The organism is Nocardia rhizosphaerae (assembly GCF_042650365.1).
Lineage (GTDB): Bacteria > Actinomycetota > Actinomycetes > Mycobacteriales > Mycobacteriaceae > Nocardia > Nocardia rhizosphaerae.
The window spans coordinates 677,291-690,323 of record NZ_JBHSBA010000005.1 but is presented as its reverse complement, the minus strand read 5'-3'; the positions used below and the strand labels follow the sequence as shown (position 1 = coordinate 690,323).

The window sequence follows — 13,033 nt, the reverse complement described above, 5'->3', positions numbered from 1 at the left end:
CTATGTGGCGCGCGTGCAGGGCGAGGCGCCGCAGTGGGCGCCGCTGCCGGTGCAGTACGCCGACTACGCGCTGTGGCAGCGCGAGGTGCTCGGCGACGAATCCGACCCGGAATCGCTGGCCGCCAAGCAGGTCGCGTACTGGACCGCGGCGCTGGCGGGCCTGCCCGATCAGCTCGAACTGCCCGCCGACCGGCCGCGTCCGCCCGCGCAGTCGTTCCAGGGCAAGGCGATCCGCTTCGAGATCGACCCGCGACGGCACGCCGCGCTGCACGAGCTGGCCCGCGCCAACAACGCCTCGCTGTTCATGGTCGTGCACGCCGCCCTCGCGGTGCTGCTCGCCCGTCTGTCCGGCACCGACGACATCGCGGTCGGCACCCCGATCGCGGGCCGTGGTGAGCGTGAACTCGACGACCTGATCGGCATGTTCGTCAACACCCTGGTGTTCCGGACGGCCATCGACCCGGCGGCCTCGTTCGCCGACCTGCTCGCCGACGTGCGCGAACGCGACCTCGAGGCCTTCGCCAACGCGGATGTGCCGTTCGAGCGCCTGGTCGAGGTGCTCAACCCGGTGCGCTCCACCGCGCGCAACCCGCTGTTCCAGGTGGGCCTGTCGTTCCAGAACCTGGCCGACACCACCTTCGAACTGCCCGGCCTGACGGTGAGCTCGGTCGACTACGACGCGCAGCTGGCCAAGACCGACCTGCACGTCACCCTCTACGACCGCTACACCGACGACGGCGCGCCGGCGGCGCTGGTCACCGAATTCGGGTACGCCATCGACCTCTTCGACGAGGCGACCGTGCAAGGCTTCGCCGACCGCTTCGTCCGCGTGCTGGACGCGGTGGCCGCCGACGCGAGCATCGCCGTCGGCGATATCGACCTGCTCGACGCCGCGGAAGCGCAGCGGATCGTCACCGCGTGGAACGACACCGCGCACCCGGTGGATACCGACGCCACCCTGGTGTCGCTGCTCGACGCGACCGTGGCGGCTACCCCGGATGCCGTCGCGCTCGTCGTCGACGAGACCGCCACCGATGCCGCCGAGCCTGCGAGCATCAGTGTCGTCGGCGGACGTCGTGAGCTCACCTACGCCGAGCTCGACGCCGAGGTCAACCGGTTGGCCCGGCACCTGATCTCGCTGGGGATCGGCACCGAGGATCGGGTGGCGCTGGCCATTCGCCGTTCCGCCGAGCTGATCATCGCCATGTACGCGGTGGCGCGCACCGGTGCGGCCTACGTGCCGATCGACCCCGATCAGCCGGCCGAGCGCACCGACTACATCCTGGAGACGGCAGCGCCCGCAGTCGTGCTGACCACGGCGAACGCCGAGTTCAGCACCGCGGCGGCCGTTGTGGTCGTGCTCGACGAGCTCGAGCTGAGCGGCGTGAGCCCGGCCGCGATCACCGAGCGTCGCGGTACCGTGACCCCCGCGAACACCGCGTACGTGATCTTCACGTCCGGTTCCACCGGCAAGCCCAAGGGCGTGGCGGTCTCGCACGGCGCGATCGTCAACCAGTTGCTGTGGGAGACGGCCGAATTCGGAATCGGTGCCGACGACGCTGTCCTGCTGAAGACGGCGGCCACGTTCGACCTCTCGGTGTGGGAGTTCTGGACCGCCGCCGCCGTGGGCGGGCGCCTGGTGGTCGCGACCGCCGACGGCCACCGCGACCCGGTCTACCTCAACGATCTGATGCGGGCCACCGGCGTCACCACCCTGCACGTGGTGCCGTCGATGCTCGACGCGCTGCTCACCGAGTCGGGTGCGGCGATGTCGCGCACGCTGCGCCGGGTGCTCGCCATCGGTGAGGCGCTGCCCGCCGCGACCGCGCAGCGTTTCCGTGGCGCCAACCCGGCCGAGCTGTTCAACCTGTACGGCCCGACCGAGGCCGCGGTCTCGATCACCAGCCACGCGGTCACCGACGCCGACCAGGTGTCGGTGTCGATCGGCGCGCCGGAGTGGAACAGCCGTGTCTACGTGCTGGATTCGCGCCTGCGGCCGGTACCGGTCGGGGTTTCGGGTGAGCTGTATCTGGCGGGCGCCCAGCTGGCCCGCGGCTACTTCGGCCGGGCGGATCTGACCGCCGACCGCTTCGTCGCCGACCCGTTCTCGACAACCGGTGACCGCATGTACCGCACCGGTGACCTGGTGGCCTGGAACGCCGATGGCGAACTGGACTACCGTGGCCGCACCGACTTCCAGGTGAAGATCCGCGGTTTCCGCATCGAGCTCGGCGAGATCGAGGCCGCGCTGCTGCGTCAGCCCGGCATCGCCGCCGCCGCGGTGCTCGCCCACACCGACCCCGTTGTCGGCGACCGCTTGGTCGCCTATGTTGTCGCCGGGGCGGCCGAGTTCGACAAGTCGGCGTTGCGTGCCGCGCTGGCCGCCGAGCTGCCGTCGTACATGGTCCCGACCGTGTTCCTGCGGCTCGACGCGCTCCCGTTGAACGCCAACGGCAAGCTGGACCGCAAGGCCCTCCCCGAGCCCGAGGTCGAGAAGGCGGTATTCCGCGCGCCGGTGAGCCCGAGCGAACAGCTCGTCGCCGCGACGTTCGCCGAGGTGCTGCGGCTCGGAGCCGACAAGCGCTTCGGTCTCGACGACGACTTCTTCGCGTGGGGCGGCAACTCGCTGCTGGCCACCCAGGTCGCCGCGCGCCTCGGCGAGGCGCTCGACACCCGCATCCCGGTGCGCCTGCTGTTCGAGGCGTCCACCGTGTCCGCGCTGGCGCACCGCATCGAGCAGCACACCGAGACCGGCGCTCGCTTGGCGCTCACGGCGGGCCCGCGTCCGGAACACATCCCGCTGTCACTGGCGCAGCAGCGGATGTGGTTCCTCAACCGCTTCGACACCCAGTCGGCGGCCTACAACGTGCCGGTCGCGGTCCGCCTCACCGGCGAACTCGATATCGCCGCGCTGCGTGCCGCGATCACCGACCTGGTGTCCCGTCACGAGATCCTGCGCACCGTGTACCCGCAGACCGAAGCCGGTGCGGCACAGGTGATCCTGTCGCCCGCGCAGGCCGCGCCGGAACTGGTCGAGCGCACCGTCGCCGCCGACGAGATGGAAGCGGCTGTCGCGGAACTGATGTCGACCGTCTTCGATGTCACCGTCGAGGTGCCGCTGCGGATCGCGCTGCTGCGTGCCGCGAGCACCGAGGCCGAACCGCCGACGGGCTCGGCCACCGTCTTCGGCCCCGGCCGCACCATCACCGGTGACTTCGTCCTGGCCATGGTCGTGCACCACATCTCCGGTGACGGTTCCTCGGTCGCCCCGCTGACCCGTGACCTGATGACCGCCTACGCGGCCCGCGCCGCCGGACAGGAGCCCGGCTGGGCCCCGCTGGCCGTGCAGTACGCGGACTACAGCATCTGGCAGCGCGAGCTGCTCGGCAGCGAGGACGACCCGGACTCGATGGCGGCCAAGCAGGTCGCGCACTGGCAGCGGGCGCTGGCCGACCTGCCCGATCAGCTCGACCTGCCCGCCGACCGGCCGCGTCCCGCGGTGCAGACGTTCGCGGGCGGCAAGGTCGACGTGCGGATCGACGCCGAGACCCACCGCGCGCTAGTCGAACTGGCCCGCGCCGAGGGCGCGACGCTGTTCATGGTCGTGCACACCGCGCTCGCGGTGCTGCTCGCCCGGCTCTCCGGCACCGACGACATCGCCATCGGCACCCCGATGGCCGGTCGCGGCGAGGCGGCGCTCGACGACATGATCGGCATGTTCGTCAACACGCTGGTGTTCCGCACCAGGGTCGACGGTGGCGAGCCGTTCACCGAGCTGCTCGCCCGCCAGCGTGAGGACGACATCGCCGCCTTCGCCAATGCCGACGTGCCGTTCGAGCGTCTGGTCGAGGTGCTCAACCCGGTCCGCTCCACCGCGCGCCACCCGCTGTTCCAGGTCGGCCTCTCGTTCCAGAACATCGGCCGCGCCACCCTGGAACTGCCGGGCCTGACGGTGTCCGGGCTGGATATCGACTCGGGGCTCTCGCAGTTCGATCTGCATCTGATCGCCACCGACCGGTACGGCGACGCCGGAGAGCCGGAGGGCATCTCGGGCATCTTCACCTACGCGACCGACCTGTTCGACCACGCCACGGTCGAGAGCTTCGTGGCGCGGTTCGTGCGGCTGCTCGGCGTGATCGTCGCCGCACCGCGCGTCCCGGTGGGCGATATCGAACTGCTGGCGCCGGTCGAGCGCGCCCAGGTGCTCGACGCCCGCAATGCCACCGCGGCGCGGGTAGACACCGAGGCCACCCTGGTCTCGCTGCTCGACGCCACCGTGGCCGCCGATCCCAAGGCCGTCGCCCTGGTGACCGATAACGGTTCCCAGCTTTCCTACGGCGAGCTGGACGCCCGCGTGAACCGCCTTGCCCGGCACCTGATCTCGCTGGGCGTCGGCCCCGAGCAGCGCGTCGCTCTCGCGTTGCGCCGGTCGGTGGACCTGGTCGTCGCGATGTACGCGGTGGCCAAGGCCGGTGGTGCCTACGTGCCGGTCGACCCCGATCAGGCGGCCGAGCGCACCACCTACATCCTGGAGACGGCGGCACCGGTCTGCGTGCTGACCAACGCCGAGGCCGAGTTCGGCACCGAGGTCGCGCCGCTGGTGCGGATCGACGAACTCGAGCTCGACGAGCTCGACGCCGCACCGGTTTCCGACGCGGAGCGGATCGCGCCGTTGCGCCCCGCGCACACCGCGTACGTCATCTTCACCTCCGGTTCGACCGGCCGTCCGAAGGGCGTCGCCGTGCCGCACGGCGCCATCGCCAACCAGTTGCAGTGGAAGCTGGTCGAATTCGGGATGGACGCCGCGGACGCCGTGCTGCTCAAGACCGCGGCCACCTTCGACCTCTCGGTCTGGGAGTTCTGGTCGGCCGCCGTCTGCGGTGGCCGCCTGGTGATCGCCGCCGCCGACGGTCATCGCGACCCGGCGTACCTGAACGAACTGATGTCGAACGAGTGGGTCACCACGCTGCATGTGGTGCCGTCGATGCTCGACGCGCTGCTGTCGGCAGGCCTGCCGGATTCGCTGTGGCGGGTGCTCGCCATCGGTGAGGCGCTGCCGGGTTCGCTCGCGCAGCGGTTCCGCACCGCCTTCCCGCGCACCGAGCTGTTCAACCTGTACGGCCCCACCGAGGCCGCGGTCTCGATCACCTCGCATCGGGTGAGCGCGGCCGACCAGGGTTCGGTGTCGATCGGTGTGCCCGAGTGGAACAGCCAGGTGTACGTGCTCGACGCACGGCTGCGCCCGGTGCCGGACGGGGTCGCCGGTGAGCTCTACCTCGCCGGCGCGCAGCTGGCGCGCGGCTACTTCGACCGCGCCGACCTGACCGCCGACCGGTTCGTCGCCAACCCGTTCACGCCGGGTACCCGCATGTACCGCACCGGTGACCTGGTGGCCTGGCACAACGGCGAGCTCGACTACCGTGGCCGCACCGACTTCCAGGTGAAGATCCGCGGCTTCCGCATCGAGCTCGGCGAAATCGAGGCCGCTCTGCTCGCGCTGCCCGAGATCGCGCAGGCCGCTGTCATCGCCAAGTCCGATCCGCGCACCGGTGACCGCCTGGTCGCCTACCTGGTCGGTGGGGATGTCGATGTCGCGCGGGTGAAGTCGGCGCTGGCCGCCGAGCTGCCGTCGTACATGGTGCCCGCCGCGTTCGTGGTCATGGACGCGCTGCCGCTCAACGTCAACGGCAAGCTCGACCGCAAGGCGCTGCCGGAGCCGGAGTTCGAGGCGCAGGCCTTCCGCGCGCCGTCGACCCCGATCGAGGAGATCGTGGCAGGCGTGTTCGCCGATGTCCTCGGTACCGATCGGGTCGGCGCCGACGACGACTTCTTCGCCCTCGGCGGCAACTCGCTGCTGGCCACCCAGGTCGCGGCGCGCCTCGGCGCGGCCCTGGACAGCCGGGTGCCGGTGCGCCTGCTGTTCGAGGCGTCGACCGTGGCCGGTCTCGCGGTGAAGGTGGAGCAGGGCGCCGGGGCCGGTGGGCGCCGCGCGCTGGTCGCCGGACCGCGTCCGGCGCAGGTGCCGCTGTCGCTCGCGCAGCAGCGCATGTGGTTCCTGAACCAGTTCGACACCGGCTCCGCCGTGAACAACATCCCGGTCGCCGTTCGCCTGACGGGCGCGCTGGATGTCGAGGCACTGCAACTGGCGGTCGCCGACGTACTGGCCAGGCACGAGACCCTGCGCACTGTGTACCCGGTGTTCGATGGCACCCCGCACCAGGTGATCCTGCCGGTCGACGGCAACGTGCCCGATCTGACGCCGAAGACCGTTGCCCCCGAACAGGTTCGGGACCGGATCGCGGCGCTGATCTCGACCGGCTTCGACGTGGTCGACCAGGTGCCGCTGCGCGCCGAGCTGCTGCGTGTCGTCGCCACCGGCGCCGACCAGGCGGCGAGCGCCGACGAGTACGTCCTCGTCTTCGTCGCCCATCACATCAGCGCCGACGGCTGGTCGATGGCACCGCTGACCCGCGACGTGATGCTGGCCTACGCCGCCCGCGCCGCCGGTGAGCGCCCCGGCTGGGCGCCACTGCCGGTGCAGTACGCCGACTTCAGCATCTGGCAGCGCGAGGTGCTCGGTTCCGAAGCCGACGACACCAGCCTGATCGCCCAGCAGGCCGGCTACTGGAAGCGCGCGCTCGCAGGCGTCCCCGACGAGCTGAACCTGCCGCTGGACCGGCCGCGTCCGAGCACGCAGTCCTTCGCCGGTGGCCGGGTGCTGTTCCCGATCGATACCGAGATCCACGCCGGACTCATCGAGATCGCCCGCGAGCAGAACGCGACGCTGTTCATGGTCGTGCACACCGCGCTCGCGGTGTTCCTGGCGCGGATGTCGGGTACCGAGGACATCGTGATCGGCACCCCGATCGCGGGCCGTGGCGAGGCCGAACTCGACGATGTCATCGGCATGTTCGTCAACACCCTCGCCCTGCGCACCCAGGTCGGTGCCCAGCACAGCTTCACCGAACTGCTCGCCGCCGCCAAGGAAGCCGACCTGGCCGCCTTCGCACACGCCGACATCCCGTTCGAGCGGCTGGTGGAACTGCTCAACCCCGAGCGCTCCACCGCGCGGCACCCGCTGTTCCAGGTGGCGCTGTCGTTCGAGAACCTGCCCGACGCCGGATTCGAGCTGCCCGGCCTCTCGGTCTCGGCTGTCGACTTCGACGTCGACACCGCCAAGTTCGACCTGCTGCTCACCGTGCGTGAAGCCGCACCGGGTGACGACGCCGGTGCCTACGCCGAGTTCTCTTACGCCAGCGACCTGTTCGATCAGTCGACAGTCGAGACATTCGCGCAGCGGTTCCAGCGCCTGCTGGCCGAGGTCGTCGCCGACACCACCACCCCGGTCGGCGATCTCGAACTCCTCGACACCGTCGAGCGGGCCGAACTGCTCACCCGCACCGGCGGTCCCGCCGCGTCGAGGAGCACCCTCCCGGAACTGCTGGCGCAGGCCGTGGCGACCAACCCGGCCGGACCAGCCATCATCGCCCCCGGCGACCAGGTCGATCCCGGACTGCTCGGTGCGCTCGTCGCGCCTGGCACGCCGGACGAGGCGCGGCTCGCCGAAGCCGGCGTTGTCGGCACGGCCGCAGCGCACCTGGACGATGTGTCGCGGGCGGGCGAGACCGGTGGCAGGCCGGGCGCGGCGCGCTCGCTGACCTACGCCGAGCTCGACGCGGCGTCCTCGCAGCTGGCCCGCGTGCTCATCGAGCGTGGCGCCGCGCCGGAGACGGTCGTCGCCATCGCCATGCAGCGCTCGCTGGAGACCACGCTCGCCATCTGGGCCGTGATCAAGTCGGGCGCGGCGTTCCTGCCGGTCGACCCGAAGTACCCGGCCGAGCGCATCGCGCACATGATGTCGGATTCGGGTGCGGCACTTGGTATCACGATCGCCGCCGAAGCCGACCACCTGCCCGCGCCCGCACTGGGCGAGTGGCTCGTGCTCGACGACACGGTGCTGCACGCCGAGGTAGCGACGCAGTCCGCCGCGCCGGTCACCGACGCGGACCGCCGCGGTGCGGTGCGCGCGGGCAACACGGCCTACATGATCTACACCTCCGGCTCGACCGGCCTGCCCAAGGGCGTCGTCGTCAGCCACACGGGTGTGGCCAACTTCGCCGCCGCCCAGGTGGCCAGGTTCGGCCTCGGCACGGATGCGCGCACACTCGCGTTCGCGTCGCCGTCGTTCGACGCGTCGATCCTCGAGTTCCTGCTCGCGGTCGGCTCGGCGGGCGCCCTGGTGATCACGCCGGTCGGCGTGGTCGGCGGCGAGGAACTGGCCGAGATCATCGTCGGTAACGGCCTGACCCACGTGTTCCTCACCCCGCTGGTCGCGGCGTCGATGGAACCCGCGGCGCTGGCCGGGCTGGAAGCGCTCATCGTCGGTGGCGACAAGGCCCCCGTCGATCTGGTGGCGAACTGGCACAGCGCGGGTACCGACCCGGCGACGCACCGGTTCTACAACGCCTACGGCCCGACCGAGGCGACCATCGCGACCAACCTGTCCGATCCGCTGCTGCCGGGCGACACCATGAACATCGGTGGGCCCATCGCGGGTGCGACCGTGTTCGTCCTCGACAGCAGGCTGCGGCCGGTGCCCGCCGGCGTCGCCGGTGAGCTGTACCTGGGCGGGCTGCCGCTGGCCCGTGGTTACCACGCGCGCCACGGCCTGACCGCCGAGCGTTTCGTCGCCAGCCCCTACGGTGACGGCGAGCGGCTGTACCGCACCGGTGACGTCGTCGCCTGGCGCACCGTCAACGGCACGCCGGTCGTGGAATACGTGGGCCGTAACGACTTCCAGGTGAAGATCCGCGGCTTCCGCATCGAGCTCGGCGAGATCGACGCGGTCCTCACCGCGCACGACGACGTCGACTTCGCGGCCACCATCGGCCGCACCACCGACGCCGGCGCCACCATCCTGGTGTCCTACGTGCGGGCCACTCCTGGAGCGGCCGCCGACCCAGCCGCGCTGGTCGAGTACGCGGCGCAGCAGCTGCCGGCGCACATGGTGCCCGCCGCGGTGATGGTGCTCGACGAGATCCCGCTGACCCCGGCGGGCAAGCTGGACCGGCGTTCCCTGCCGGAGCCGGTGCTCGCCCCGCGCGAGTTCCGCACGCCCGCCGGCGAAGTGGAGGCGATCATCGCCACCGTCTTCGCCGAGGTGCTCGGCGTGGACGCGGTCGGCCTCGACGATTCGTTCTTCGCGCTCGGTGGCGACTCGATCCTGTCGATCCAGCTGGTCTCGCGGGCCAAGGATCGCGGTGTGCTGTTCAAGCCGCGCGATGTGTTCGAGAAGCGCAGCGTCGCCGGTCTTGCCGAAATCGCCGTGCTCGCGGGCGATGCCGAGCAGGTCGTGCTGGCGGAGCTGCCCGGTGGCGGCGTCGGCGAGATCCCGATGCTGCCGATCATGCGCCAGATCCTGGCCGGCGGATCCACCTACGACCGGTTCTCCCAGTCGATGGTGTTGCGGCTGCCGGAGAACCTGACCGACGAGGTACTGCACGCCACCATCGGCGCGGTCTTCGACCATCACGACGTGCTGCGTTCGCGGGTGGTGCGCGTAGCGCGACCGGCGGGCGCGGAGGCGGCGGCGGAGCAATTCGACGCCGTCGGGTCCGAGTGGGTGTTCGAGGCGCTGGCGCCGGGCGAGGTCGACGTGACCACGCTGGTGCGCCGGGTCGAGGTGCCGGGCGAGGTTACCGACGAGCAGCTGTCCAAGCTGGCCAGTGTCGAATACGACGAGGCCATGGGCAGGCTCGATCCGGCCAACGCCGCCATGGTGCAGTTCGTCTGGTTCGCCTTCGGCCCGAACACGAACGGACCGCGCAGGCGCGACGCGCTGCTCATCGTCGGTCATCACTTCGTGATCGACGGTGTCTCCTGGCGCATCCTGATCCCGGACCTCGCCATGGCCTGGGGCCAGGTCGCGGCCGGTCAGCCGGTTGCGCTGCCGGCCAACGGGACCTCCATGCGGCGCTGGGCGCACAGCCTGGTGGAGCAGGCCACCGACCGGCGCGCGGAACTGCCGTTCTGGCGCCAGGTCTCGGCCACCGCCGACCCGCGGTTGGGCGCACGAGCCTTCGACCCGAAGGTCGACACCTTCGCCACTGTCGACCGGGTGCAGGTCACCCTGTCGCCGGAGGTCACCGACGCGGTGCTCACGGCCATCCCCGGCCTGTACCACGGCGGCGTCAACGACGGTCTGCTCGCCGCGCTCGCGTTGGCAGTGTCCCGGTGGCGCGGTGACGAATCCGGTAGCGCCGCGTTGATCAAGCTGGAGGGTCACGGTCGCCAGGAGGAAATCGTCGCCGGTGCCGACCTGTCGCGCACCGTCGGCTGGTTCACCACCGCCTTCCCGGTCCGGCTCGACCTGGCCGGAGCCGATCTCGACGACGCCTTCGCAGGCGGTGCCGCGCTGGGTGCCGTGCTCAAGTCGGTGAAGGAGCAGATGCTCGCCGTGCCCGACAAGGGCATCGGCTACGGCATGCTCAAGTACCTCACCGCCGAGGGCGCCGAGCTGCCGAGCGTCGGCCAGATCAGCTTCAACTACCTCGGCCGTGCCACGGCGGGGGAGATCCCGGCCGAACTCGCCGAACTGGGCTGGGTGCCGGTGGCCGATCTCGGTCAGCTCGACGCCGAGATGGACCTGGACATGCCCGCCAACGCGACGCTGGACATCAACGCCATCGTCGACGACGGCGACGACGGTCCGCAGCTCGGCGCGAACATCGCGTTCCCGACCGGACTGCTCACCGCCGCGCGGGCCAAGGAGTTCGCCGACCTGTTCGTTGCCGCGCTCACCGCGCTCGCCACCCACGCGCAGCGCGCCGATGCCGGCGGTTTCACTCCGTCGGACATGCCGCTGGTGCGGGTCGAACAGTCCGATCTGGAGCTGTGGGAAGGTGCCTATCCGGCGCTGTCGGAGGTGTGGCCGCTCTCGCCGCTGCAGGCGGGCCTGATGTTCCACGCCATGCTCAGCTCGGCGACCGTCGACGTGTACACCGTGCAGGCCGTGCTCGACCTGACCGGCACCGTCGACACCGCGCGGCTGCGCAATGCCGCCCAGGCCGTCCTCGATCGGTACCCGAACCTGCGGACCGCGTTCGTCACCGACTCGGCCGGTCAGCCGGTGCAGGTCGTGCTTTCGGAACTCGAGGTGCCGTGGCGCGAGGTCGATCTCACCGACCTGCCGGTCGACGAGCGGCTGCCGCGCCTGCAGGAGCTGTTGCGGGCCGACCAGGCCGACCAGTTCGACATGGCGACCGCGCCGCTGATCCGCTTCGGGCTGTACAAGACCGACGAGGGCAGCTCGCACCTGGCGATCACGGTGCACCACATCCTGGTCGACGGCTGGTCCATGCCGCTGCTCATGCGCGACCTGCTCGTGCTCTACGCGGTGCGCGGTGACCTCACCGCGCTGCCGCGGGTGGCGTCCTACCGTAACTTCCTGTCCTTCCTGTCCGGGTGGGATCGGGACGTGTCGCTGCGGGCCTGGTCCGAAGCGCTGGCCGGGGTCGATGGCCCCACCCAGCTGGCGCCTGCGCCGCGCGTCGAGGAGCGCTACGAACTCGGCAAGGTGATCGTGGAGATCGACGCCGAGCGCACCAGGGCGCTCGGCAAGCACGCGGGCGAGCTCGGTGCGACCGTGAACACGTTGCTGCAGACCGCCTGGGGCATCGTCGTCGGCCGGCTCACCGGCCGCGACGACGTGGTGTTCGGTGCGACCGTGTCCGGCCGCCCCGCCGAACTGCCCGGTGTCGAGTCGATGGTCGGCCTGTTCATCAACACCCTGCCGGTGCGGATCAGGATCGACGACCGGATCAGCGCCGAGGAGCTCACCAAGCGGGTGCAGGCCGAGCAGGCCGAACTGCTCAGCCACCACTTCGTCGGCCTCTCCGACATCCAGCGGGTGGCCGGGATGGGCGCGCAGTTCGACACGCTGCTGGTGTTCGAGTCCTACCCGATGGACAAGGACGCTGTCACCGCGGCGAGCTCGATCGACGGCATGCAGGTCACCGGTGTCGGGCTCGACGACGCCACGCACTACCCGCTCACGCTGGTGGTGATGGCCGAGTCGACCATCGAGATCACGATGAAGTACCTGACCAGCACCTTCACCGAGGACGAGGTCCGCACGCTGTCACAGCGTCTGCTGCGGGTGCTGGACGAGCTGCTGGCGAACTCGACGGGGCTGGTCGGCGATATCGACATCCTCGACGCGGGCGAACGCGCCGCGCTGCTCGCCGAGTCCGGGGTGACCGCGGCCGCGTCGGCTCCGGTCGGGCTGTCCGGGGTCGGCGCGCAGACGGTGGCCAAGGTACTCGGCGAGGTCGTCGAAGCTGATCCGCAGGCACCGGCGCTGCTGCGTGGGGACAGCGAAATCGCCTACAGCGCGCTGGATCGCAAATCCTCGCAGCTGGCCCGCGTGCTCATCGCCCGCGGGGCTGGTCCCGGTGACGTGGTCGCGATCTCGCTGCCGCGCGGCGTGGATTCGGTACTGGCAGCCTGGGCGGTGCAGAAGGCGGGCGCCGCGGTGCTGTTCGCCGGTGAGCTCACCGGTGTCGAGATCGCCGCGGCCGGTGCGTCCTTCGGGATCGGCGACGAAGCGCTCGCCGGTGCCGCGGGGACCTGGCTGATGCTGCCCGACCTGGCCGACGAGATCGCCGCCGCGGCGGCGCACCCGGTCTCCTACGCCGACCGGGTCCGTCCGCTGGCGGAGGACCACCCGGCCTTCGTCACGGTCACCGGCACGGCCACGTCGACGCTCACCCAGAGCGCCGCCGTGGCCCTCGCCGAGCGCCTGCGCACCGAACACGGCATCGACTACGAATCCACCACCTACACCACCCACGCCGCAGGTCCGGCCGCCGTCCAGGAGTTCCTGGCCGCCGCCACCGCGGGCGCCCTGTCGGTCCTGCCCGAAGCCGAGGTCGCCGACGACCTGGCCGACGGGGAGGTCACCCACTGGTTCGTGGTGCCAGGTGATTCGACCGCCGACGCGGATGATGAGGTCACGGTGATCGTGGTGGAGTAG

General features: G+C 71.0%; 1 protein-coding gene (only partly in view). It reads left to right on the top strand.

The features are described 5' to 3' along the window. On the top strand, nucleotides 1-13,033 hold the final stretch of the coding sequence (locus ACFOW8_RS12990; RefSeq protein ID WP_378550549.1) for a non-ribosomal peptide synthase/polyketide synthase. The gene continues 31,193 nt to the left of window position 1, outside the view; 13,033 of the gene's 44,226 nt are visible here — the last part of the coding sequence; its start codon lies beyond the left edge, outside the window; its stop codon occupies nucleotides 13,031-13,033.